We start from the raw sequence: 23,813 nt of genomic DNA, 5'->3' as shown, positions 1-23,813 counted from the left end.
AAGCCACCCGCTGATTGTCAATTGTCAGTAGCGCACTTCTGATTCGCCCCCAAATAAAAAGACCCGCACGAGGCGGGTCTTTGAAGCATCACATCTATCAGTAATGTAGATCAGTTACCGATGGCGCGATCAATGGACAGTTTGCCCGCCCCTTCAATCAACACCGCAATCACACCGCCCAGGAGGGCAAGCGCGAACTCGTAACCGTTGTTGGCCATGAACAAGCCGTTGTGGATATGAACCGAGAGGATCGCCACAACCAGTGTCGCTGCCAGTACCAACGCAGCAGGACGAGCCAGCAAACCCACTACCAGACCCAGACCGCCGAAGAACTCTGCGCTACCGGACAGCAGCGCCATCAGATAACCCGGTGTCAGACCCAGGCTCGCCATGTACTGGCCGGTGCCTTCCAGACCGTACCCGCCAAAAGCGCCAAACAGTTTCTGGCTACCATGGGCAACAAAAATGATGCCAACCAAAATGCGCACAACAGTCAGGCCATAGCCAGCGCGGGTGGTGAGAAGCGATTTGATCCGAGTGTTCATGTGGTGCGTTCCGTGAATGAAGTTGATGGCGCCATATTAATCGGATCAGCCAATCTAACAATCGCAAAAAACTCGGCATCATTATCTATTTATTCGATTACTTCCTGACTACGGCTTTGCCGGACGGCGACCGTTCCAGTGAATCCCGCTCACGATCAAACGCCAGGTAGTACTTGTTGACGCTGTTGACATAACTCACCACGCCCATGCCAGCCTGATCCATGGCGACCCGCTCAGTCTGAAAGAACCACTGATCAGGGTTGAGCCCTCGTCGCTTGGCCTCCTTGCGCATGCCTTGCACCCGCTCGGGGCCGAGGTTGTAGGCCGCCAGGGTGAACGCCATGCGTTCCCGCTCGTTGAATCTGGAACTGCCGAAGAACTTGCGCCGGATCAGAGCCAGATACTTAGCCCCGGCCTGCACATTGCTGTCGGTAGACTGGATGTTGCCTACGCCGACCCGCTTCGCTGCGGAGGGCGTGATCTGCAACAGACCGGTAGCCCCACCGCTGCCCTGGGCCTGTGGCTCAAGCCCTGACTCCTTGAAGGCCAGTGCAGCCAGATTCAACCAGTCCATACCCTGTGCATCTGCATGGCGTTGCAACGTCGGACGCAGTTCCTCAAGGCGCTGACGATCGGCCCTGGCCAACGGGTTATGGACTTTATAGAGATTTTTATAGGCCTTCTGGAACGCAATGTCCTGATTGGCAGGCGGCTTATAGGTCTTGATAAAGCCATCGATGGTGGCTCGCAGCATCGTAGCGTCCTGGCGCACAAACCAGTTCATGTCGCTGTTGGTGCTCAACGTTAGCGAGCGATCCACACGCAATTTGGGCATGACTTTGGCCCAGCGTTCTGCGATAGGCTGCTCGACCACAGTGAGGTGGAAGATCCCGGCCTGAACCATTTCCAGTACATCCTCCACCGCCAGGCTGGGATCGACCCACTCGATTTTCACCGGGGCCAGCTTGCGCAGGGCCAGTCGCTGATTAAGCAGATGCACAGCGTCATCGGCAGCACTGCCCGCCGACAAACTCAGGGTTCGCCCGGAAAGCTGTTCGATATGTTTGAAGCTGCGTGTCCCTCTGACACCCACCACAACCAACGGCACATGACGGATGATCGGCTCACTGGCCTGAACGCCTCTGGCTTCCCGGGTGTCGAGCAGCTCGCCGGGAGCAACCAGATCCCCTTCACCACGCTGCAGCGCGATGAGTAACTGGTTTTTGGCTTTGGGCATTATTTTGAAGGTGACTTGCTGACCATCACGGGAATGGCTATTGAGGTATTTTTCGAAGGCTTGAAGTCGATGGTACTCGACGCCGATTTCCTCTCCCTTGGCATCCCCTGAGCTATTGCGGCTCTGATTGACCAGCACTCGCAATACCTTGCTGCTGCGAATTGTCGGCAGATCGCGCACGACGGTTTTGTGCTCGGCTACCTGCGGCCCGGCCTGGCGGGCACTGACCGAAAATGGCAGCAGCAGCGACACAGAAACCATCAGGTAAAGGGAGGCTCGGATCATTCACTCTCCAGGGAAATGCCGTTCGCAAAACATGAAAAAAGAAGTGGGTAAAGCTGGTGCGATGACGCGCGGATCATCTGAATATTGCGAAAGACAATCAGAAATCTCTCTCAAGAGCCTGATTGTATTACCTTTTATTATTAAAGCCGTAGCTCTGATATCCTCAGCGGTCTCCGGCCTGAGGTAGCACCATGCAACTCATCGACATCGGCGTCAATCTGACAAACGCCAGCTTCGACTCGCAACGACAAGCGGTGCTTGATCGCGCCTATGCTGCGGGCGTCTGTCAGTTGCTGCTCACGGGTACCAGCGTCGAGGGCAGCGAGCAGGCCTTGAAGCTTTGCCATGAGCTCGACGAAAGCGCTTTGCGACTGTTCAGCACCGCAGGGATTCACCCTCATTCGGCGGTTGACTGGAACGCTGACAGCGAGCGCCAATTGCGCGACCTGCTTCAGGAAGACCGTGTGCGGGCCGTTGGCGAGTGCGGGCTGGATTTCAATCGCGACTTCTCCCCTCGCCCACAACAGGAAAAGGTCCTGGAAGCGCATTTGGCACTGGCCGTGGAACTACAAATGCCGGTGTTCCTCCACGAGCGCGATGCCAATCAACGCTTGTTGGAAATCCTCCGCGACTACCGTGATCGTCTGCCCGCAGCCGTCGTTCACTGCTTCACCGGCGAACAGCGCGCGCTCTACAGCTATCTGGATATGGACCTGCACATCGGCATCACCGGCTGGATCTGCGACGAGCGCCGCGGCGGCCACCTGCATCCCCTGGTCCGCGATATTCCCAGAGGCCGATTGATGCTGGAAAGCGATGCGCCGTATCTACTGCCACGCACCCTGCGGCCCAAGCCGAAGAACGGCCGCAACGAACCCGGTTTTCTGCCGGAAGTCTTGCGTGAAGTCGCGCAGCATCGCGGTGAGACCCTACAGGATCTGGCCAGCCACAGCAGCGCTACCGCTCGGGATTTTTTCGCATTACCTCAAATACCTGTCGCCGCTCAGGATTAGGTTGATCCAGGTCAAGGAACGCTTTGTTCAGTGGGAGATGATGATGGCACCTTGCTGCACTTCTCCTCCTGACTAACCAAAGAAGACCTCCCATGGGCACCTGGATTAGCAACCTTTCCCTGAAGTACAAATTCTGGGCCGTCAACGCGGTGGCCTTTTTCACCACGTTGATGCTGGTTATTTACGCCCTGCACCTGGAGCAACAGGCCCGCATTGATGACGCTCGAGAATCAGCTCAGGCGCAGGCAAGACTGCTCACTGCCTGGCCTGCATCCCAGGCGCTGCCGAGCCAGCCAGAGCTGCTGGTTTTCACTGCCGGGCAAACACCCGAATTTAAGGGACAACCTCTGCCTGAGTTAAGTGCTGCCACAGAATGGGTGGAACTCGGCTCACAATCGTTAACGGGCGAACACCTCCTGACAGGTGCTCAGATCGTGTCACGGCCTGACGGGCAGCGCATTGCGGTACTGGCGTTTGCCCCAAGCCTGATGCAAGTGCTGGAGCAGCGCTTCGCCCACTACGCCATTGCCGTGTTCGTACTGATGCTCGCGATGCTCGGCGCTTCGCAATTGCTGATCCGCTTCCTGCTGAGCCAGCTCAACACGCTCAAGGATGTCATGCTGCATGTGGAAAAAAGCGGCGACCTGTCTGCTCGCGTGCCGCTGACCGGCGAGGATGAAGTGGGTCAGATGGCCAAGGCATTCAACGCCATGCAGGCTGGCTATCAGCGGGTCGTCACCACCGTCTCGCAGACGGCTGCGCGCCTGGATCAGGGCGCAGTGCATCTGGCGACAGGCATGAACGACGTGCGCCATGGCATGCTTGGCCAGCAAAGTGAGACCGACCAGGTTGCCACCGCCATCAACGAGATGTCTGCGACGGTTTTCCATATCGCCCAGCACGCCAGCACCACACGGGATCAATCCCGAACCGCCGATACTCTGGCGGGCAGTGGCAAGGCTGTGGTTGATCGGGTCCAGACCTCGATTGCCGGTTTGTCGAGTGGCGTGCAGCAGACCGCCGGGATGATTCAGCGTCTGGCCGAAGACAGCCATAAGATCAACGGCGTGGTTAGCGTGATTCATAGCATCGCCGAGCAAACCAATCTGCTGGCCTTGAACGCGGCCATCGAAGCGGCACGGGCCGGGGAAATGGGCCGCGGTTTTGCAGTGGTCGCCGACGAAGTCCGCAACCTGGCCAAACGCGTACAGGTCTCCACCGATGAAATCACCACGATGGTTTCAGCGTTGCAATCCGGCACACGGGATGCCGTCGACTTCATGCAGGACAGCTCGTTCAAGGCTGATGAATGCGTACAGCAAGCACATGAGGCAGGCGAAGCGCTGGCGGCCATTGCCGATGCGGTGGCGCAAATGCGCGAAAGCAACACCCAGATTGCCGTGGCCGCACAGCAACAAAGCCAGGTCGCCGAGGAAATGAACCGCGCCGTGGTCAGCATACGCGACGTGACCGAGCGCACCGTCAATCAGACGGTGGACTCGGCGAGTACCAGCGACGAGCTTGCGACCTTGGCGGGTGAACTGAGCAAAGCGATTGGGCAGCTTAAGCTTTGAAGCGGACTCGCTGCCCCTTCATTTGCCCAGGTCCTGTGCCATACCAGACTCTGTGGGAGATTCTATGTTGGCCTGCAAACAAAAATCCGTGGGAGCGAATTCATTCGCGAAGGGGCCGGTACATTCGATGTATCCGTGCCGTCAGGAATGCCGCCTTCCCGAATGAATTCGGCCCCACCGGGATCAGCGCTTGCAGGCAACCATAGAATCTCCCACATGTGGATCGCATTCCAATCCACAAACGGGGTTTTGAAACTTAATAATTTAGCGCCTATCACACCGATAGTCAGACTTGATTCGCCGCCACTGCGAGTCGGGCCTACTCTTCAGGCATTCATAGTGTTTGAAGAGGAATGCAGTCATGGCCAAGCGCTTACTCAATCTCCACATAGGGCAATGGCGCGGCAACGCGGAAAATCATAAGCGCTCGACCCAGCATATGATCGCCGTACCGTTATTACTTCTGGCTACGCTGCTGATTCTGGACGGGATATTTTCCATGAGCGTTATCTCGTTGGCCGTTGGCATCATCGGGATGATCGCCGCGTCGGGCATTGAGCGTCACGGGCAATCGCTAGCGGCGTGACAACGGGCTCATCCAAACACCGTCACCGTCTGCCGACTGATCGCAATCAGCTCCCCTGTCGACGACCATAGCATCGCGGCGGTATGTCCGTAACCATCGCGAGCATGCTCGATCACCGCTTTGTAAGAACACCAGTCATGCGTGCTCAAGACAGGCATTGGCTGGACAAACTCAATGGTCCACGTCAGTGAACTGCCCGGCGCGGGTTTGTTCAGGTGAGGCAACAGCGCCGGTGGCCAGGCGTCGACCAGCGCCAGCATGTGGGCTTCGCTGGAAGGCCCTTCTTCGATATCGCGAAACCGCACATAACCGCCAATGGCCGGGGAAGGCGTGTTGCTGAAGGGCAAACCGCCCAACGCCCAACGCAGCTCCATAAAGCGCAGGTACTCGGGCATCATGCCGCTGACGAAGGGCAATTGCGGACACGCTTCCAGCGGCTTGAGCGTTGGCGCGGGATCAGCCTTGACCGAAATCACCGACTCACGGGACGCACCGAAGCTGCCCTGAATCAGCGTCATCACCTGACCATTTTGCGTGGCTCGCCCCAGCAACTGGCTGACGGCTTTGCCCTCGCGCAATACCTCTACTTCGAAAGCAATCGGGACGCCAGGCTCGGCCGGGCCGACAAAGGTGATCGCCAGTGAGCGCACCGGCCTTCCCTCAGGCACTTTGGCGCGCATCGCTTCATATTGCAGCGCTGCCATCAAACCACCAAAACTGGCGCGGCCTTGCGCCCATTCAGCCGGGATAGTCACGGCCAGCGGGTTACGCTGCACCGCGTCGATCAGCTCGGAAAACTTCATGTATACCCCGTAGTACCGGTAATAAAAAACCCGCGCGGTGGCGAGTCAGCAAACAGGTGTTGATCTTAACCAGCCATCATGGATAGCGCATACGTCATATTGGCCATATTTGCGGCCGGATCAACGCCATGATGCCTCTAAGCGAATATTGAATCTGTAGGAGCTGCCGAAGGCTGCGATCGCGGTATCACAGGATGAATGCTTCGCAGCCTTCGGCAGCTCCTACAGAAAGTGCATTCAATCTGTGATTTATGTGTTCCGTTATGCGCGTCAACCGAAGCAGGTCTTGCTCAAACGCAGCAGCGCAACGTCAGCCTTCTTCTCGGCACGTACGATGCCGGTTTGCCAGGCGGCGATGCAAGGCGCCAGATCGCGCTCCTGTCCGGCCTGAGCCAGCCATTGCAGATGATCATGCCAATCGCCCAGCGCACCTTGAGCGGCCTTCAGACGCGACTGCATTTTCTTCGGCTGATGACTCAACTCGGGATAAGCGTCCGCGGCGTAGCGCACGCGTTTGATCAACAAGCGCAGACGATGCCGGTCATGAGCCGGATCGGCGATGGCTTCGCGAAGTTTTTTCCACTGCTTGTCCATGCCTTTCTCGATGGTCTTGCGCAGGCCTCGCAGCAATTGCTGGCGTTGTTGCACCCGCAAAAATCCCGGAAACTGGTCCAGGGTGCTGAACAGTCGAGCGAGCTCAGCCGATGTCGCAACCTGCCCGTAAGCTTTGCTGACCTTATTGATGCGCACGGACGCAGCCTCGGCCAGGCCCTGCTCGGCCAAGTGTGCGGCAAGTACTTCCATGTCCAGCAGCGGCGTGGTCAATTCCCCTACCGCCTTGGCTGCCGCTTCCAGCTGCTCGACACCTGATACGCCGCGAAGGGGGCGCAACAGGCTGCGCAGACGCCGGACCGTGGTGCGCAGGTCGTGCAACGCCTCGGGGTCGGTGGACGCGGCAAGGCGCGCCTGACAAGCCAGCAACTTGACGTGCAGGCCCAGGACTTGTGCGACCAGATGGTCAACCATCGATGACATGAACTCATCCTTATCGTGAATCGTGGGTTTCTTTGACTGGCGATAAACGCCATGGCAAACGTCGCCGTAATTGCTTCAAACGCCGCCGCAGTTCGGCCGGTGAAGACGAGCTACCCGCATAACGCTGAGCCTGAAACTCTAGGGCGAAGGCGACAATTGCGTCGGCATGCCCCGGCAATACCAGCGCAGCACGACGCGAGAACTCCTCGGCGCCCTCCCCCGGCAAACGCCGCAGGCCATGACGTGCCAGCAGTCTTTCGAACGCGCCGAACAGGCGAAGTTGCGAATCACTTTCGCGCTGCCAGGGTTTGAACACCCATAACGCGATCAACCCCATAAACACGCACAGACCCACGATGAACGCCGGAGCCTCCAGGCCGGAGAACCAGCGATTCAGCACCCGCAACTGCTCTTGCCCCTGATAGCCAAGCACCCACCGCTGCCAGCCGTAATTGAGATTATCCCAGCTGAGGCGCAGCGAATTGAGCCACGGTACATGGCGATAGCGCAGCGCCGACATGGGCGAGTCCGCTAGAAACGCCTCGTCCGCCGCCAACGCCTGCTCCAGTCCTTGTTCTATACGTTGCGGCGCCACCGCGGCGGTGGGATCGACGCTGCGCCAGCCAACACCGGGCTGCCAGTACTCAACCCAGGCGTGAGCATCAAACTGGCGTACCGTCAGGTACTGGCCGTCCGGATTGAGTTCGCCGCCCTGATAACCGGCCACCACCCGCGCCGGAATACCCGCCGCACGCAACACGAAAGTCATCGCCCCTGCGTAATGCGCGCAAAAACCACGGCGGCTTTCAAACAGGAAGTCATCAATGCTGTCTGGTCCCAGCGTCGGTGGTTTGAGGGTGTAGTGATAAGGCTCGCGGGCAAAGTAATCGAGCATCGTCTGCACCAGCTCATCGGGCTGTGGATGACGGCGCAACAGATCGCTGGCCCACTGCCGTGCCTGAGGGTTGCCCTTGGCGGGTAATTGCAGGTCCTGTCGCTGAATGTTCTCGCTGAGTTGCGCCTCACGGGTCGCGTCCGGCCAGGAGATGACGTTGTAGAGCAACGACTGCTCCACCGGCCGACGTCGCTGCAAGCGGAAATCGTTCATCTGGCGCACATCACCCAGATTGCTTTCGGCTACGTCCAGGCTCGACAACCAGGGTCGGCCGCTGGGCTCCATGACGATGCTGTAACTCAGGGAATCACCACGTTTCTGCCATTGCGGCATCTGCACGGTTTGCGCGCGCGGCGACTGCGACCAGCGTCGCCCGTCAAATTGTTCAAGGGTCAGGGAGCGCCAATACAGCTGATTCCGAGCCGGAATCGGGCCGTCAAAACTGGCACGAAATACCAACGCCGCTGACTTGCTCAACTCAGCCATGTCCCCCGGCGCCATGTTGTCGGAAAGCCCCGTCTGGCCTTTATTACTCGGCTGCGGCAATGACCAGAGCGGCTCCAGACGCGGGAAGAACAGGAACAGCAGAAGCATCAGCGGCACCGCCTGCACCAGCAATTTGAGCGCCAGCTTGAGGCTGCCGGGCTGACTGCTGGAATGACTGGATGACTGCAAGCCGATCAACGCCGCCAATAATGTGCTGACGGGTAACAAGGTGAACGCCGCCCACAGCAGGTTGTCCTCGAACAAGTAGCCGACCGTGATGCAAAAGAAGCCGAGGAAGATCAATACCAATGCATCACGCCGACTCTGCATCTCGAGCATTTTCAGCACAAAAGCCGCCACCAACAGCGCAGCGCCCGCCTCCAGCCCGACCAGGCTGCCACGGGCCAGATACACCCCGCCCGCCGTGCCCACCAGCAGCCCGCCTTTTATCCATGCACCGGGATGGCGAGCACGCATGCGGAAGATCTGCACGCGCCATAGCATGCAGGCCAGCCACAAAATGATGATGGTTCCAGGAATGTGCTGAATAAACGGCACGATGACCAGCGCTTGTGCCAATAGCAGCCAAAGCAGACTGGTACGCGGAATCGGCCCGCTCAGGCCGGACGCGACGGCGCTCATTGCCGCACGCCATACAACGCAAGTGCCCGAAGGCAGGTTTCACGATGTAGATTGCCACTGTCCACGGCTGACAGATAACCCGGCAAACGCAACGCAAACGGTTGCTGACGCTGGGACAGAATCACCACCCAGTAGCACAGGCGCGACAGCCGCTCTTCGATATCACCGCCCAACGCCATGAAATCCAGGCAAAAATCCTGGCCACTCAGATCAGTGAAGTCTTTGAGCAGCAGCCCTTGGCCCCTTGAATACGCCTTCCAGTGCAGGCGTCGCCGATTGTCTCCGGGCTGATAAGTACGCAAGCCCTGGTAGTCATCGACGCCGGGGCCCTGAGTGGCCACGCCGTGATCTTCGGCATGAGGTTGAACGCCCTTTAGCAGTGGCATTGCACCCGCCACCGGCCGAGGGTAAATCAGCGCAGTCTGCTCCAGGTCCAGCCAGCTCCAGGTGCGCAAAATGCTTAACGGAAAGACGCTTTCAACCCGCAGCCTTGGCGCCCGCAGCCAGCCTCGATTATGCGCAGGCAAGCTCAGCTCAACCTCGATCCGCGCCTCGGAAGCAATATCGACCTGCTGTAACTGCTCGGCGTCCCAGCCCAGCGAGATCGCCTGATGAGCGTGATGATCACTTTCCAGGCGCAGGCTCAGATGCACGGTCTCACCGACAAACACCGGCCGCGCCGTGCCTGCGCTAATCACCAGACCACTCAAGTTTCGGTAGGTGTGCAGTATCCCCAGAATAGCCATCGACAGCAGCAGGAATGTCAGACCATACGCCAGGCTGTTCTGATAATTGATCGCCACCAGCAACATCAAAAACAGCACCAACGCGAAACTGCCACCCGTGCGGGTGGGCAGAATGAAAATGCGCCGGTGGTCGAGTTTGACCCGCGACGCGGGGGGTATACGTCGCGCTAGCCAGCGCTGCCAGAACGGTTTGAACTGTTCGATCAAAGCGCCGGCACCTCACGCAACAGCCATTGGACCAAGGCCCCACCGCCGTGCCCGGTGGGATCGGTCCGCTCACGAAGACGATGGCCGACCACCGAGGGCAAAATCGCCTGCACGTCTTCGGGGATCACATACTCGCGTCCCGCCAGCAAAGCCCAAGCCCGCGCTGCACTTAGAATCGCCAGACTCGCCCGTGGCGACAACCCATAAGCGAACTGCGGCTGGGCACGGGTTGCGTCCACCAGCCGCAAGACGTAATCCACCAACGCATCACTGACCCGCACTTGCCGGGCCTGCGCTTGCAGTGCGCCCAGCTCGGCGTGATTAAGCAGCGGCTGTAAACGGGGTAACAGGTCCCGACGTGATTCGCCCAGCAATAGGGCTTTCTCGGCAGAGCGTGCGGGATACCCCAGAGAAAGACGCATCAGGAAACGGTCCAGCTGCGACTCGGGTAACGCGAAAGTGCCGCCTTGGCTGAAGGGGTTCTGGGTGGCGATGACAAAGAATGGATCCGGCAACAGACGCGTCGCGCCTTCGATAGTGACCTGCCCTTCTTCCATGGCTTCAAGCAAGGCGCTCTGGCTCTTGGGCGTGGCGCGATTGATTTCGTCGGCCAGCACCAGCTCAGCAAAAATCGGCCCCGGATGAAAGGTGAACTGCCCGGTTTCCCGATCGAACACCGAGGTGCCGAGAATGTCACCTGGCAACAAGTCCGAGGTGAACTGAATCCGCTGAAAGCTCAGGCCCAGCACCTTGGCCAAGGTATGGCTGAGAGTGGTTTTGCCCATGCCGGGCAAATCTTCGATCAACAAATGGCCGCCACCGAGCAGGCAGGTCATTGCCAACCGGACTTGCGGCTCCTTGCCTAACACCACCTCATTAATGGCGTTGAGGCACTCATCGAGTTTTCTGCCCATCGAAAACACTCTCCAGGCGACTGCCTATGGCTAAAAACAGGACTGCTGTGCAGTCACAATAAAGTTAGCGTAGGTGTTTTCGCCAGAGAGAAGAGGAAATTGCTTAGGTTGAATCGACAGATAAAGATCTGTAGGAGCTGCCGAAGGCTGCGAAATCGATTCGCCTGAACAGACGGCTTCGCAGCCTTCGGCAGCTCCTACAGGGGAGTGGTGGGAATTAATCAGCGACCTGCGCGGGATTCGCGAATATAGAAGCGGGCTTTTTCGGCTTTCTCGGTGCAACCTTCGAAGGCTTCGAATTGTTGCTGGGTCTTGGCGCCGGTCAGCAAGGACAAGGCCTTGGAGTAGCTGACAGTGCCGGCGAAGCCTTCAGCCTTGGCCAGATCGAGCTCCTTCCAGGCCGAATCAAGCTGCGTCCCGCAACTTTCGCGATAACCGGTTTTACCCGCGCAACCAGTGAGAACCAGAGCAAACAAGGGCAGGACAATCCAGGCTTTCATCGGTGTTACCTCAAGAAGAAATATCAATGGTGCAGCTTTGACGGTGTCACTTGCTGAAAGTGCCATCACCGGGGCCGCAAGGGTAACTGTTTTTTTGCTGAATCAGAGCCTTCACATCGCGCAAATGAACGATAAAAATAGCCCGATTCAAGCGTATGGTGGATCAATCTGATTCGGAGGTCGTTCATGAAAAAACGTATAGCACTGGTGCTCGGTTCTGGAGGCGCTCGGGGTTATGCGCATATCGGTGTCATTGAGGAGCTGGAGCGCCGCGGTTACGAGATAGCCTGCATTGCGGGTTGCTCCATGGGCGCAGTGGTTGGCGGTGTCTATGCGGCAGGGAAACTCAGGCAATACCGGGAATGGATTGAGAGCCTGGACTATCTGGATGTGCTGCGTCTGGTGGACGTCAGTTTCCGCCTCGGTGCGATTCGGGGCGAGAAGGTATTCGGTCAGATCCGCGAGATCGTCGGCGAAATCAACATTGAAGACCTGCGCATCCCCTACACCGCCGTGGCGACCGACCTGACCCATCAGCAGGAAATCTGGTTTCAGGAAGGCTGTCTGCATCAGGCCATGCGCGCCTCGGCGGCAATCCCCAGCCTGTTCACGCCAGTGATGCAGGGTAATCGCATGCTGGTGGATGGTGGCTTGCTCAATCCGCTGCCCATCGTGCCGGTGGTGTCCAGCCATTGCGACCTGATCGTGGCGGTCAATCTCAACTCGACCACCCAAGGGCATTATCAATTACCGGTGATCGAGCGTCCGCCTGCGGTGAAACGGCGCTTCGATCACATGATCAGTTCACTGGGTTCGCGCCTGCCGTTCCGTCGCAAACTGGACGCCGCTGGCAACGAGGTGTTGCACCTGCCGCAGAACAGCCCCAAGGCCAGCGCGGCGATGATTGACAATCCGTGGCTGGAATCTGCCGACCCTCAAGGTCAGCAACCCGCTGCAGCCCCTCAAGGCGAGAGCGCGCCAAAGTCCGCCACAGGATCAGTGATCATCGACAACGTCGGCCCGGCATCACTGCTGGACCTGATCAACCAGAGTTTTGAGGTGATGCAAACCTCGCTGGCGCAGTACAAGATAGCCGGGTATCCGCCGGATATCCTGATCAATGTGCCAAAACGCGTGTGCCGTTTTTTCGAGTTTTATAAGGCACCGGAACTCATCGCTCTGGGCCGGGAAATCGCCAGCGATACGCTGGATCGGTATGAGGCGGAGCATCGAAGCGGCAGTTGAAATGTAGATTTTGAGCCTGGCGCACCGTCAATATTCAGGATCGTAACTCTCGTTGGAGCGAGGCTTGCCCGCGAAAGCGTCAAGTCAGTCGATACATGTGCTTGCTGAAAGGACGCATTCGCGGGCAAGCCTCGCTCCAACAGATATATATTCCAATTACAAAAAACTGTTCAGCTCTCCCGCAACCGGTCCCCCCCCCCCGCCTCTGTCACGATAAACCTTGGTGCAGTTGGGTCATCCGCCAGCTTCTGGCGCAGGTGACCGACCACAATTCGCAGGTAATGGCTGTCTTCGGTGTGGGTCGGGCCCCATATATCCTTGAGCAGTTGCTGCTGGGTGATAACCCGTCCCGGATGCCGCGCCAGTTGGGCCAACACCGCGTACTCCTTGCGGGTCAAGGCCACTTCTACTCCATCCAGCAGCACCCGGCGATACGCCAGATCCACGGTGAGCGGACCGAACACCAATGCCGCGCCCTGCTGTTCGCCCGAGGGAGCCTGACGCAACAAGGCGCGAATACGAGCCAGAAATTCCTGAATACCGAACGGTTTGGTCACGTAGTCATTGGCACCACCATCCAGCGCCTCGACCTTCTGTGCTTCGCTGGCCCGCACCGAAAGCACCAGCACCGGCACGCTGGACCACTCGCGAAAATCGCGTAGCACTTGCTGGCCATCCATGTCCGGCAAGCCCAGGTCCAGCACCAGTAAGTCGGGTTTGTTCAGCGCGGCCTGATTCAGGCCTTCAACTCCGGTCCCGGCCTCCAGCACCTTGTAACCTTGAGACGCGAGGCTGATGCGCAGAAACTTGCGAATCTGCGGCTCATCATCGATCACCAGAATGGTTGCGGTCTGACTCATGATCACCCTTATTCTTTAACGTAAAACGGAATCAAGACAGCAGTTCCGCTTCGCTTTCGCCTTGAGGCTGGGCCTGCAACGGTAAATATAAAGTGATGCATGTGCCATGGCCATCAATCCCCTGACCAACACTGATCCGGCCACCATGCGCGCCTACCATGCCCTGACAGATGGCTAACCCCAATCCCGTGCCCTGCCCGCCGCGATCACCTCGTGCCGCGGTATAAAACATGTCGAAAATCTTTGCCCGCTCTTCTTCCGGGATGCCCGGTCCTTCATCACTGACGGCGAAAAACAACTCGCCATCGATGGCCCCGGCTTCCAGTTCAAGCCGCCCATTCACGGGCGAAAAGCGCGCCGCGTTTTCCAGCACGTTGACCAGTGCCTGCTCGATCAACGCGGCGTGCACATAGAGCAGCGGCAGTTCGCCGGGCAGCAAGGTCTGGACTTGCAGCGGCGCCATCACCGCACGCAGCCGGTTCAGGGCACTGCCGACGATATCCCCCGGCGAGACCCAGTCCCGCGCCAGTTTCAACGCGCCGTGACCAAGGCGGGTCATGTCCAGCAGGTTCTGAATGTAGCGATCCAGACGTTCGGCTTCGTCGCGAGTGCCTTCGAGCAGTTCCCGCCGATCTTCAAGGGGAATGGCTTCACCCAGTGCCAACAGACTGTCGATGCTGCCGCGCATGGCGGTCAGCGGCGTGCGCAGATCATGGGACACAGACGCCAGCAATGCGCTGCGTAACTGTTCGGTTTCGCCATGTAACCGCGCCGCCTCCAGATCATCCGCCAGCTGCGCCCGCGCCAGGGCCTGGGCCAGCGGCTGGGTCAGCGCGATCAATAGCCGACGCCTCTGCGCGCTAAAATCTTGGCCTGCCCGCGCACTGACGCCCAGCAAAGCCAATGGCCCCTCTTCGCCTGACAAGGGGTACCACCACCAGCGACTGGAGGGCAGCGTGCCGGTGCCCTGACCCGCTGGCTGATCATGTTGCCAGGCCCAGTCAGCCGCTGCGCGCTCGGGCTCGGAAAGCCGCGCGATACCACTTTGTACCTTCCAGCCATTCGCGCCGTCACGGTCTAGCAGGCAAATTTCCAGTTCCTGCCAGCCGCTCAGGTGCTGCTCGGCAGCGCTGATCACCGCCTGGCGATCAGTGGCCGCAGTCAGCTTTCGCGACAGGTCGAGCAGTTCACTGGTTTCTTCCTGTGTTTCGCGCAAGGCCTGCATCTGTCGGCGCTGGCGGGCCGCAAGGTTGCCGGTCAACGCTGACATCAGCAGGAAAAACAGCAGAGTCAGCACGTCTTCTTCGCGCTGGATACTCAGGGAAAAGCTCGGCGTTATGAATAAAAAGTCATAGGCCAGAAACGACAGAATTGAAGAGGCCAGCGCCGGTCCCGTGCTGGTCCGTACGGCCACTAACAGCACGGCGGCCAGAAACACCAACGAGATGTTCGGTAGATCCAGCGCGCTGGACACCACCCAAGCCAGAGCACTGGCCAAAACCGTGGCCACAACCGCAAGTAGATAGTCCTGCCAACGGGCAGGATGCGAAGAACGCACCCGGGGTTGATCCGGCAACGGCTCGCTGTCCAGCACGCTGATTTCAAGACCGTGGGCTTCGCGCAGCAGTCGTTCCGCCACCCCGCCGCCCAACCAGCGACGGCGCAGTCGCGGCTGTGACTGGCCGACCAGCAAGACACTGGCGCGACGTTCACCCGCGTGCTGGATCAAGGTTCTCGCCACTTCACCGGCCCGCAACAGCACCACTTCACCGCCCAGCCGCTCGGCCAGTTGCTGTGCACTCTGCAGGCGAGCGCGATTTTGCTCATCGAACGGCCGACCATTGTCGACATGCACCAGGCTCCACGGCAGATGTCGCCGTTGAGCGACACGGCTGGCGTGGCGTACCAGACGATCGGCGTGCGCATCGCCATCGACGGCCACCAACAGGCGACCGCGAACGGCCGGTGCAGCCTGCCCCAACTGGCGATACCCCTGAGCCAGATCGTCGTCGACCTGGGCCGCAGCGGTCTGCATCGCCAACTCACGCAAGGCGGTCAGGTTGGTCTGAGTGAAGAAAGCGTCGATAGCCGCGCGCGCCTGCTCCGGCACGTACACCTTGCCGTCGCGAAGACGCTCCAGCAGTTCCCGTGGCGGCAAGTCGATCAGCACCAGTTCATAAGCTTCCTGCAACACCCAGTCCGGCAAGGTTTCCCGGACCTGCACGCCGGTGATCCCGCGCACCTGATCGTTGAGGCTTTCCAGATGCTGGACGTTGACCGTGGTGTACACGTCGATGCCCGCGGCCAACAGTTCCTGAATATCCTGCCAGCGTTTGGCATGGCGACTGCCGGGGGCGTTGCTGTGAGCAAGCTCGTCCACCAGGACCAGTTTCGGCTTGAGCCTGAGCAGACCGTCGAGGTCCATTTCTTCCAGGGTCACACCGCGATATTCCGAGCGAACCAACGGCTGCTGCGGCAAACCGCTCAGCAACGCTTCGGTCTCGGCGCGACCGTGGGTTTCGACGACCCCAGCGATCAGCGCCACACCCTGGCGCAATTGAGTGTGAGCAGCCTGCAACATGGCGTAGGTCTTGCCCACACCCGGCGCAGCGCCGAGGAACACCTTGAGCCGACCGCGCCCGTCTCCGGGCATCTCGGCTAGTAACGCATCGGCACGGCCGGAATCACTCATATTGCTCACTCAAAGCTGTGCTTGTTGTTGCGCAGACGTTAACTCATTCAGGCTGCGATTCAAGTTCAAAACGTTAACCACTGGCGGGCCAATCAACGGCCGCGAGGTATTGGCCTCGATCAAACCCTGGACTTTCTCCAGAGGCAGCTTGCGCGCAGCAGCAACCCTTGCAGTCTGGTATGCAACGGCCTCGGGTGAAAGGTGCGGATCAAGACCGCTGCCGGAAGTCGTCAGCAGCGCCAGCGGCACCGGGCCCTGACCTGGCACGACTTCTTTCGCAGCGTCTTCGCTGATCCGCGCAGCGAGCGCCGGATTGCTCGGAGAAAGGTTGCTGGCACCACTGGCGACCGTGGCAAAAGCGCCTGCAGAAGGACGCGAGTGGAACCACTCGTCTCCCGTGAAGGACTGGGCGATCAGCTGCGAGCCGCGAACCTTGCCGTCGGCATCATGAATCAGGCTGCCATTGGCCTGATCAGGGAAAGCGACCTGAGCAACGCCGGTCACAACCAGCGGATAAGCGACGCCGGTGATGAGGGTCATCAAGACCAGAAGACTCAGGGCGGGACGGATGATGGTGGACATGGTGAGAATCCTCTACAAAAAATGTGCGCCGATCCGTAGGACCGGCTTTAGCCGGGAGAGCGATATTCTTGCCAATACAAATGCTGCGAATGAACCGGCCTCCTCCCGGCTAAAGCCGGTCCTACAGACCTCCGTTTTTTCTTCAGTTAAACCAGGTGCAGCCCAACCAGAATCATGTCAATCAACTTGATCCCCACGAACGGCACGATAATCCCGCCCAGCCCGTAGATCAGCAGGTTACGACGCAGCAACTGCGCAGCATTGGCCGCCTGGACACGCACACCGCGCAGGGCCAGCGGGATCAGCACCACGATGATCAAGGCGTTGAATACGATGGCCGACAGGATCGCGCTCTGCGGGCTGGCCAGTTGCATGATGTTCAGCACGCCCAGTTGCGGATAAATCGCGGCGAACAACGCAGGCAATATCGCGAAGTACTTGGCAATATCGTTGGCAATGGAAAAAGTCGTCAGCGCACCGCGGGTCACCAGCAACTCCTTGCCGATCTGCACCACGTCCAGCAACTTGGTAGGGTCACTGTCGAGGTCGACCATGTTGGCCGCTTCCCGGGCAGCTTGCGTGCCGTCATTCATCGCCATGCCGACGTCGGCCTGAGCCAGTGCCGGCGCGTCGTTGGCACCGTCACCACACATCGCCACCAGACGGCCGTCGTTCTGCTCGGCACGAATGCGCTCAAGCTTCTTCTCCGGCGTGGCTTCAGCCAGCACATCATCAACCCCGGCTTCAGCGGCAATCGCCGCAGCGGTCAGCGGATTGTCTCCGGTCACCATCACAGTACGAATGCCCAGCTTGCGCAGCTCGGCAAAGCGTTCACGGATGCCTGGCTTGACCACGTCCTTGAGGTGAATTGCGCCGATCAATTTCTTGTCGACACACACCAGCAGCGGCGTACCGCCAGTCTTGGCGATGCCGTCGATTTCCCGGGCCAGCGACGCGGGCAAATCACTGCGTTGCATGTCGACAAAAGCCAGCAGCGAATCCACTGCGCCTTTGCGATACACACGGTTCTGATAGTCCACGCCAGACAAACGGGTTTCAGCGCTGAACGGCACACCGGTAACGTCGGCAGGTTTTGGCTCAACCATCGGGTGCAGATTGCGCAGGTACTCGACGATGGATTTACCTTCCGCCGTGTCGTCGGCCAGGGAAGCCAGCAGCGCGGCTTCGCTGAGTTCTTTCGGGGTGACGCCCGGAGCGGCATACAGCGCACTGCAACGACGGTTACCGAAGGTGATGGTGCCGGTCTTGTCCAGCAGCAGCACATGCACGTCCCCCGCCGCCTCCACGGCACGCCCGGATTTGGCGATCACGTTAAGCCGCACCAGACGATCCATCCCGGCAATACCGATGGCCGACAGCAGGCCGCCAATCGTCGTCGGAATCAACGTAACCAGTAGCGCCACCAGAAACACCAACGGTAAGCTCCCGCCCGCAAAATGGGCGAACGGTTGCAGGGTTACTACCACCAGCAGGAAGATCAGCGTCAGGCCGATCAGCAGGATATCCAGCGCCACTTCGTTGGGGGTTTTCTGCCGTTTGGCGCCTTCCACCAGAGCGATCATGCGGTCCAGCGTGGATTCGCCAGGGTTGCTGCTGATGCGCACCAGCAACCAGTCCGAGACCAGCCGGGTATTGCCGGTAACCGCCGAGCGATCACCACCCGACTCACGAATCACTGGTGCGGATTCACCGGTAATCGCCGCTTCGTTGACCGCAGCAATACCTTCGATGACCTCGCCATCGCCGGGAATCATTTCCCCGGCCTCGACTCGCACCACATCACCTTTACGCAGGGCGCTGGCATTGACTTCGCTGAAACGCCCCGACTCATCACGACGGCGCGCTTTCAGGCCTTCACTGCCCGCTTTGAGACTGTCTGCTCGTGCCTTGCCGCGACCTTCCGCCAAAGCCTCGGCGAAGTTGGCGAACAGCACGGTGAACCACAACCACAAGGCGATCTGTACCGCTACGCCAGTGGAAACAGCCGGATCGGGAATCAGGCACAGCACGGTGGTAAGGATCGCGGTCAGTTCCACCACCAGCATGACGGGCGAGCGTGCCAACTGCCGAGGGTTCAGTTTGACGAACGCCTGAATCAGCGCCGGGCGCCACAAGGCGGAGAAACCGGTTTTCACCGTCTCGGGGGCTGGCTGTGCTTGCACAGGCTTTGGTTCGGGCGATGCGGGTTTAGCGATAGGCATATTCATGGTCGGCTCCTCAGAAACCCAGACTCAAATGTTCGGCAATCGGTCCCAGTGCCAGGGTCGGCAGGAACGTGAGGCCGCCGACAATCAGGATCGTCATGGTCAGCAGGGTGACAAACAGCGGGCCGTGGGTCGGGAAGCTGTTCAGGCCCAGTGGCGCGCTCTTCTTCATCGCCAGGCTGCCAGCCAGTGCCAGCACCGGCAGGATGTAGCCGAAGCGGCCGATGAACATCGCGAGGCTGAGCATCAGGTTATGGAACACAGTGTTGGCGCTGAAACCGCCAAATGCCGAGCCGTTATTGGCCGTCGCCGACGTGTAGGCGTACAGCAACTGGCTGAAACCGTGCGGGCCGGGATTACTTACCGACGCTATCGAGGCAGGCAAACTTGCCGCGATGGCACCCAGCACCAATACGCCGACCGGCATCACCAGCAACGTAGCCACCAGCAACTTGACCTCATTGGCCTGCAGTTTTTTACCGAGGTATTCGGGGGTACGGCCGATCATCAATCCGGCGAGAAACACGGCGATCAGCACGTTGAGCAGCATGCCGTTCAGACCAACACCGACACCACCGAAGATCACTTCGCCGACCATCATGTTGGCCAGCGCCACCATCCCGCTCAGCGGGTTGAGGCTGTCATGCATGCCATTCACAGAACCGTTGGACGCGGCCGTAGTTGCGGTCGCCCACAACACGGTGCCGGTGGTACCGAAACGACTTTCCTTGCCTTCCAGCGGAGCGGTCTGTTCCACATTGGCGACATTCAGTGTCGGATTAGGCTGATATTCGGCCCACATCGACACCGCACCGCCAATGATCAGCAAGGTCAGCATGCAGGCCATGATTGCCCGGCTCTGACGCATGTCTTTAACGTAATGGCCGAAGGTGAATACAAGAGCCGCCGGGATCAACAGAATCGACGCCAGCTGAAACAGGTTGCTCCACGCGGTCGGGTTCTCGAACGGGTGCGCCGAGTTGACACCGAAGAAGCCGCCACCGTTGGTGCCCAGTTGCTTGATCGCGATCTGGCTGGCAGCCGGACCCATGGGCAGGCTTTGATCAGCGCCTTGCAGGGTCAGCGCATCAATGTAGTGAGCGAAGCTTTGCGGCACGCCCTGCCAGACCAGCAACAACGCCAGCACGATGCACAATGGCAGCAAGCCATAAAGCGTGACGCGGGTCATGTCGGTCCAGAAGTTACCGAGGTTCTGTGTCGAGCGACGGCTGATGCCACGGCAGAGCACCAACAGCACGGCGATACCAGTCGCGGCGCTGACGAAGTTCTGCACGGTCAGGCCGACCATCTGGCTCAGGTAACTGAGCGACGCTTCACCGCTGTAGGCCTGCCAGTTGGTGTTGGTGACGAAGCTCATGGCGGTGTTGAACGCGAGTGACCATTCCATGCCCGGCAATTGTTGCGGGTTAAGCGGCAGAGCGCCCTGCCCCAGAAGCATCGCGAACAGCAGGACGAAACCGGCGAGGTTGAATGCCAGCAAGGCCCAGAGGTAGGTTTTCCAGTTCTGCTCGACAGCCGGGTCAACGCCCGACAGGCGATAGCAGAGGTTTTCCACCGGTCGCAGAACCGGCGTCAGCCAGGTGCGTTCACCTTCCACCACTCGGTAGTAGAAACGCCCTAACAATGGCGCGGGCAGCAGCACCAGTACGAGGAAGGCCAGAATCAATAGATAGTCATAGCTGTGCATGGCGACTCCACTCCTAGTTCTGGCCAGCGCGTAATAGCGCAACCAGCAAATAGATGAATAACCCTGCGGCCAATAACAGTGATACCCCGTCTACAGCGCTCATCGAATTACTCCGTCTCTACGGCGATTGCCGTGTGTGGAGTAATTGTCGTGAGAGTGGGTGTAAAGGAACGAGAGCGAGGGGTGGGGAGCGGCGTAAAGATGGCGTAAAGATGGCGGTTTTTGTGTGTATATCCGTTGTCGGGTAACGGCTGGTATTGGTTGCGCTTTTACAGCGCCTCACTTTTGTTCCGGAAGCCGGCCCAGCCAAAAGTAAGCAAAAGGCTCTTGCCCCACCACTAGGTGCCTCGCTGTCGCTCGGTGTACCCGCCCGCAGATCCTGAACCGTGGGCCGCCGCAATGGGCCATCCATGGCCCGGTGCGGCTAACCCGGCGTCCTGCCGGGTTGCCCACGCTTCAGATCTGCGTTCGGCCAGCGTGGTTTAACGGGTCGCCCAAGATCAAAATCAAAAGCGCGGCGGCCTGACAGCCGACCTGATTGTGTGGATTTGCCGGGCATCTGTAGGAGCTGCCGAAGGCTGCGAAGCGGTGTGTCAGACGAAACCTGTGTTGGATGTGCTGACGTCTCGCGAACAAGTTCGCTCCTACCGGTCCGAGGCGCTATCGCCGTTTTCGCTCTGCTTTTGATCTGCTTTTGATCTGCTTTTGATTTTGATCTTAAGCGCCCCGTTAAACCACGCCGGCCGGAATTCGATATTGCTGTGTGGGGTGAACCGGCAGGGATGCCGGTTTAGCTGCCTCAGGCCATGGATGGCCGGTGGCAGCGGCCCCGCGCAGCAATGTCGGATTACGGGTATGCCGAGCGACAGCGAGGCACCCAGTGGTGGGGCAAGAGCGTTTTGGTTACTTTTGCGCTCCATCAAAAGTGACGCGCTGTAAAAGCGCAACCAATATCAGCCTTAAACGCGGTAACGGATATGCACACATAAATCATTAATGTACAGATACCTATGCTTTTGCCGTCCTACGCCCCCCGCAACTGCCGACATCCCCACATCCCCCAGCCATCCTTACCCACTCAAGAAAAACACATCCAGATACATCTTTTAAATATGTAATGAGAATTAACACTGGGAGTATTTGATTCTCATCCGTCCTAGTAATATGCAGCAGTCCCGATGGCAACAGCCATAACTGCTTTTTATCGACACCCCTAGCCCTAAAGATAATCGGGCTGCTCCACACCGTGAATCGAGACCGTTACTCCATGTCCAAGAAGTCCCGTTCAAAAATCTGGTTTCTCGTCCACAGCTGGCTGGCCCTGCCCATCTGGTTCTTCGTCCTGATCGTCTGCTTCACCGGGACGCTGGCAGTGGTGAGCAAAGAAATCATGTGGCTGGTCAACCCGGAAATGCGCGCCAACCCACCGTCCGCGGATGCCCCGCGCCTGAGCTTCGAAGCAGTCAAAGCGACCATAGAGCGTAACGACCCGCAGATAAAAGTCGGCAGGATCTCGGAACCCGATGGTGACTACTTCGCCTTGAACGTTCGCGCCACTTATCCAGGTGGCCGCGCCGTTGTCGCCTATGCCAACCCGTACACCGGGGTGCTTCAGGGGGTTGCGCCGTCGTTCGACTTCCCGGCCTTCACCCGTGCCCTGCATGGCTGGTGGCTGGTGCCCTTCACCAACGGCTTCTCCTGGGGCTGGTACATGGTGTCGCTGTTGAGTATTCCGCTGCTGGCCTCATTGGTGACCGGCCTCGTGGTCTACAAGAAATTCTGGAAAGGCTTTTTCAAGCCCACCCTGCGCATTAGCCAGGGCGCGCGTATTTTCTGGGGCGACTTCCACCGCCTCAGCGGAATCTGGTCGATCTGGTTCATCGCTGTCATTTCCATCACGGGCATGTGGTTCCTGATTCAGGCCATCCTGTTCGATAACCAGATCAGTATTTCCAGCCAGTCGCCCATCGCCTCGGTCATTCCCCACGCCAGCGTGCCGCTGACGGCAGACGGCAGCCCGGCGCCCATGATCAGCCTTGATAAAGCTGTGGAGATTACCCGCGAGAAGATTCCCGGCTTGGAACCCAGTTCCATCAGCATGCCGCTCAACGCCTACAGCAACATCAGCGTGGCAGGCCGCAGCTGGTATCCGTTGATGTTCCAGACTGCGGAAATCAACCCCTATAGCGGTGAAATCGCCACCTCGCACCTGTTGTCGGATCGCTCGGCCCTGGAATTTGTCACGGAATCCATGCGTCCTCTGCACACCGGAGATTTCGGCGGTATCTGGATCAAGCTGATCTGGACCTTCTTCGCGCTGATCCTGAGCATGATGGTCCTCAGCGGCCTGCTGATCTGGACCAAACGTACTGCTCAGGCCACCGTCAACGCCCTCAAACGCAGTGAAAAACTCGAACGTGCCAGCCCCCGGCAACAAACGCTCGGACCCGTGGCCACCAGGATTCCGGAGAACACCCTGTGAGCAAGGCTACCGTGGCAACACAACCGTCGACCCTGGGCCGTTTCTGGCACAAATGGCGTTTTCACATAAACATCTTGCTGGTGCTGATCCCGTTGGGATTCATGCCCAAGTACTTCACCGAAATGGCCCTGTTCCGCGGTGACAGCGGCCTTGGCCAGCGCGAGATCGGCGAGGTTCAGGTCGGTCCGTGGAGCATCCGCATGGCGGAGTTCTTCGATGAAGCGCCGCGCCTGGAAGGTGCCTCCGGTTACACCAAAACGTTTAACGCCGCGCTCTGCGCCGAATGTGCGAACAAGGTCAAGGCGACCTATCTGCGCATCGGCAAGCCACGCAGCCTGCGTGCCGCCGGGGTGATTTTCTTTGGTTCGCCCTATCGCATGAGCGCCTTTATGCAGATTCCTGAACGCACCGACCCCGACGCTGACCTGTGGATCACCATGGAAGGCTGGGACGGTTCGATGCATCAGGCGTCCATTCCGTTATCACAGGCGTCCCCCGCGACCGTCGCCTGGCTGAAAAAACAAGGAGTCAAACCATGATCGGCAGACCTT

Annotated in this window: 20 protein-coding genes; 6 read left to right on the top strand and 14 right to left on the bottom strand. The window is 59.1% G+C overall.

Translation table 11 applies throughout. The features are described 5' to 3' along the window. Positions 1 to 110: 110 nt before the first annotated feature. Both AO242_RS10485 and AO242_RS10480 read right to left on the bottom strand, forming a co-directional pair. Positions 111 to 545, bottom strand: a complete 435-nt coding sequence (locus tag AO242_RS10485) for a DoxX family protein (protein ID WP_099268646.1) — start codon at positions 543 to 545, stop codon at positions 111 to 113. Between the two features lie 97 nt (positions 546 to 642). Further along, complete coding sequence (locus AO242_RS10480; RefSeq protein WP_099268645.1) at positions 643 to 2,067, bottom strand: transglycosylase SLT domain-containing protein; 1,425 nt, start codon at positions 2,065 to 2,067, stop codon at positions 643 to 645. 191 nt (positions 2,068 to 2,258) lie between these two features. Here AO242_RS10480 and AO242_RS10475 point away from each other — a divergent pair, with 191 nt between their 5' ends. The 3 genes from AO242_RS10475 to AO242_RS10465 all read left to right on the top strand — a co-directional run bounded on the left by AO242_RS10475 (position 2,259) and on the right by AO242_RS10465 (position 5,240). Further along, positions 2,259 to 3,080: a TatD family hydrolase gene (locus tag AO242_RS10475; RefSeq protein WP_099268644.1), complete on the top strand. Its 822-nt coding sequence runs from the start codon at positions 2,259 to 2,261 to the stop codon at positions 3,078 to 3,080. Positions 3,081 to 3,172: 92 nt separating this feature from the next. Next, positions 3,173 to 4,654: a methyl-accepting chemotaxis protein gene (locus AO242_RS10470; RefSeq protein ID WP_099268643.1), complete on the top strand. Its 1,482-nt coding sequence runs from the start codon at positions 3,173 to 3,175 to the stop codon at positions 4,652 to 4,654. A 361-nt stretch (positions 4,655 to 5,015) separates the two neighbouring features. Further along, positions 5,016 to 5,240, top strand: coding sequence for a hypothetical protein (locus AO242_RS10465; protein WP_099268642.1), 225 nt, complete (start codon positions 5,016 to 5,018; stop codon positions 5,238 to 5,240). Positions 5,241 to 5,248: 8 nt separating this feature from the next. On the opposite strand, the gene AO242_RS10460 is transcribed toward AO242_RS10465, so the two are convergent. The 6 genes from AO242_RS10460 to AO242_RS10435 form a co-directional block, all read right to left on the bottom strand. Continuing rightward, a complete protein-coding gene (locus tag AO242_RS10460) occupies positions 5,249 to 6,043 on the bottom strand; it encodes an acyl-CoA thioesterase (protein WP_099268641.1) in 795 nt (264 codons plus the stop codon). 270 nt (positions 6,044 to 6,313) lie between these two features. After that, positions 6,314 to 7,078, bottom strand: a complete 765-nt coding sequence (locus AO242_RS10455) for a CHAD domain-containing protein (protein ID WP_099268640.1) — start codon at positions 7,076 to 7,078, stop codon at positions 6,314 to 6,316. Between the two features lie 10 nt (positions 7,079 to 7,088). Continuing rightward, complete coding sequence (locus AO242_RS10450; RefSeq protein ID WP_099268639.1) at positions 7,089 to 9,101, bottom strand: transglutaminase TgpA family protein; 2,013 nt, start codon at positions 9,099 to 9,101, stop codon at positions 7,089 to 7,091. Next, positions 9,098 to 10,054: a DUF58 domain-containing protein gene (locus AO242_RS10445; protein ID WP_099268638.1), complete on the bottom strand. Its 957-nt coding sequence runs from the start codon at positions 10,052 to 10,054 to the stop codon at positions 9,098 to 9,100. The genes AO242_RS10450 and AO242_RS10445 overlap by 4 nt, the downstream gene beginning before the upstream one ends. Continuing rightward, on the bottom strand, positions 10,051 to 10,968 hold the full coding sequence (locus tag AO242_RS10440; protein ID WP_099268637.1) for an AAA family ATPase: 918 nt from the start codon (positions 10,966 to 10,968) through the stop codon (positions 10,051 to 10,053). The genes AO242_RS10445 and AO242_RS10440 overlap by 4 nt, the downstream gene beginning before the upstream one ends. A gap of 221 nt (positions 10,969 to 11,189) precedes the next feature. Beyond that, on the bottom strand, positions 11,190 to 11,468 hold the full coding sequence (locus AO242_RS10435; protein ID WP_027901763.1) for a hypothetical protein: 279 nt from the start codon (positions 11,466 to 11,468) through the stop codon (positions 11,190 to 11,192). A 186-nt stretch (positions 11,469 to 11,654) separates the two neighbouring features. Between AO242_RS10435 and AO242_RS10430 the strand changes: the two genes are divergently transcribed. Further along, positions 11,655 to 12,713: a patatin-like phospholipase family protein gene (locus AO242_RS10430; protein WP_099268636.1), complete on the top strand. Its 1,059-nt coding sequence runs from the start codon at positions 11,655 to 11,657 to the stop codon at positions 12,711 to 12,713. Between the two features lie 170 nt (positions 12,714 to 12,883). Here the strand turns inward: AO242_RS10430 and AO242_RS10425 are convergent, their stop codons facing one another. The 6 genes from AO242_RS10425 to kdpF form a co-directional block, all read right to left on the bottom strand. After that, positions 12,884 to 13,573, bottom strand: coding sequence for a response regulator (locus AO242_RS10425; RefSeq protein WP_099268635.1), 690 nt, complete (start codon positions 13,571 to 13,573; stop codon positions 12,884 to 12,886). 31 nt (positions 13,574 to 13,604) lie between these two features. Continuing rightward, on the bottom strand, positions 13,605 to 16,265 hold the full coding sequence (locus AO242_RS10420) for a sensor histidine kinase (RefSeq protein ID WP_099268942.1): 2,661 nt from the start codon (positions 16,263 to 16,265) through the stop codon (positions 13,605 to 13,607). Between the two features lie 9 nt (positions 16,266 to 16,274). Next, complete coding sequence (gene kdpC / locus AO242_RS10415) at positions 16,275 to 16,847, bottom strand: potassium-transporting ATPase subunit KdpC (RefSeq protein WP_099268634.1); 573 nt, start codon at positions 16,845 to 16,847, stop codon at positions 16,275 to 16,277. Between the two features lie 146 nt (positions 16,848 to 16,993). Beyond that, the gene (gene kdpB, locus AO242_RS10410; protein ID WP_099268633.1) at positions 16,994 to 19,075 is read right to left on the bottom strand and encodes a potassium-transporting ATPase subunit KdpB; all 2,082 of its coding nucleotides are present in this window, start codon (positions 19,073 to 19,075) and stop codon (positions 16,994 to 16,996) included. Between the two features lie 10 nt (positions 19,076 to 19,085). Next, entirely contained in the window at positions 19,086 to 20,780 is a 1,695-nt protein-coding gene (kdpA, locus tag AO242_RS10405) for a potassium-transporting ATPase subunit KdpA (RefSeq protein ID WP_099268632.1), read from the bottom strand. Between the two features lie 13 nt (positions 20,781 to 20,793). After that, positions 20,794 to 20,883, bottom strand: coding sequence for a K(+)-transporting ATPase subunit F (kdpF, locus tag AO242_RS10400; RefSeq protein WP_080237935.1), 90 nt, complete (start codon positions 20,881 to 20,883; stop codon positions 20,794 to 20,796). A gap of 1,164 nt (positions 20,884 to 22,047) precedes the next feature. Between kdpF and AO242_RS10395 the strand changes: the two genes are divergently transcribed. Beyond that, the gene (locus AO242_RS10395; RefSeq protein ID WP_027902426.1) at positions 22,048 to 23,262 is read left to right on the top strand and encodes a PepSY-associated TM helix domain-containing protein; all 1,215 of its coding nucleotides are present in this window, start codon (positions 22,048 to 22,050) and stop codon (positions 23,260 to 23,262) included. Further along, complete coding sequence (locus AO242_RS10390; protein WP_027902425.1) at positions 23,259 to 23,801, top strand: hypothetical protein; 543 nt, start codon at positions 23,259 to 23,261, stop codon at positions 23,799 to 23,801. The genes AO242_RS10395 and AO242_RS10390 overlap by 4 nt, the downstream gene beginning before the upstream one ends. Positions 23,802 to 23,813 lie beyond the last annotated feature (12 nt).

Origin of the sequence: Pseudomonas sp. ICMP 561 (assembly GCF_002699985.1) — a bacterium.
Taxonomy (GTDB): Bacteria; Pseudomonadota; Gammaproteobacteria; order Pseudomonadales; family Pseudomonadaceae; genus Aquipseudomonas; species Aquipseudomonas quasicaspiana.
The sequence above is the reverse complement of the archived record's forward strand: the minus strand, read 5'-3'. Positions and strand labels throughout refer to the sequence as shown.

What these genes read in the sequence shown, in the direction of transcription:
- AO242_RS10485 (WP_099268646.1), bottom strand. Translation starts at nt 545, where the DNA reads ATGAACACTCGGATCAAATCGCTTCTCACCACCCGCGCTGGCTATGGC.
- AO242_RS10480 (WP_099268645.1), bottom strand. Translation starts at nt 2,067, where the DNA reads ATGATCCGAGCCTCCCTTTACCTGATGGTTTCTGTGTCGCTGCTGCTG.
- AO242_RS10475 (WP_099268644.1), top strand. Translation starts at nt 2,259, where the DNA reads ATGCAACTCATCGACATCGGCGTCAATCTGACAAACGCCAGCTTCGAC.
- AO242_RS10470 (WP_099268643.1), top strand. Translation starts at nt 3,173, where the DNA reads ATGGGCACCTGGATTAGCAACCTTTCCCTGAAGTACAAATTCTGGGCC.
- AO242_RS10465 (WP_099268642.1), top strand. Translation starts at nt 5,016, where the DNA reads ATGGCCAAGCGCTTACTCAATCTCCACATAGGGCAATGGCGCGGCAAC.
- AO242_RS10460 (WP_099268641.1), bottom strand. Translation starts at nt 6,043, where the DNA reads ATGAAGTTTTCCGAGCTGATCGACGCGGTGCAGCGTAACCCGCTGGCC.
- AO242_RS10455 (WP_099268640.1), bottom strand. Translation starts at nt 7,078, where the DNA reads ATGTCATCGATGGTTGACCATCTGGTCGCACAAGTCCTGGGCCTGCAC.
- AO242_RS10450 (WP_099268639.1), bottom strand. Translation starts at nt 9,101, where the DNA reads ATGAGCGCCGTCGCGTCCGGCCTGAGCGGGCCGATTCCGCGTACCAGT.
- AO242_RS10440 (WP_099268637.1), bottom strand. Translation starts at nt 10,968, where the DNA reads ATGGGCAGAAAACTCGATGAGTGCCTCAACGCCATTAATGAGGTGGTG.
- AO242_RS10435 (WP_027901763.1), bottom strand. Translation starts at nt 11,468, where the DNA reads ATGAAAGCCTGGATTGTCCTGCCCTTGTTTGCTCTGGTTCTCACTGGT.
- AO242_RS10430 (WP_099268636.1), top strand. Translation starts at nt 11,655, where the DNA reads ATGAAAAAACGTATAGCACTGGTGCTCGGTTCTGGAGGCGCTCGGGGT.
- AO242_RS10425 (WP_099268635.1), bottom strand. Translation starts at nt 13,573, where the DNA reads ATGAGTCAGACCGCAACCATTCTGGTGATCGATGATGAGCCGCAGATT.
- AO242_RS10420 (WP_099268942.1), bottom strand. Translation starts at nt 16,265, where the DNA reads ATGAGTGATTCCGGCCGTGCCGATGCGTTACTAGCCGAGATGCCCGGA.
- kdpC (WP_099268634.1), bottom strand. Translation starts at nt 16,847, where the DNA reads ATGTCCACCATCATCCGTCCCGCCCTGAGTCTTCTGGTCTTGATGACC.
- kdpB (WP_099268633.1), bottom strand. Translation starts at nt 19,075, where the DNA reads ATGAATATGCCTATCGCTAAACCCGCATCGCCCGAACCAAAGCCTGTG.
- kdpA (WP_099268632.1), bottom strand. Translation starts at nt 20,780, where the DNA reads ATGCACAGCTATGACTATCTATTGATTCTGGCCTTCCTCGTACTGGTG.
- kdpF (WP_080237935.1), bottom strand. Translation starts at nt 20,883, where the DNA reads ATGAGCGCTGTAGACGGGGTATCACTGTTATTGGCCGCAGGGTTATTC.
- AO242_RS10395 (WP_027902426.1), top strand. Translation starts at nt 22,048, where the DNA reads ATGTCCAAGAAGTCCCGTTCAAAAATCTGGTTTCTCGTCCACAGCTGG.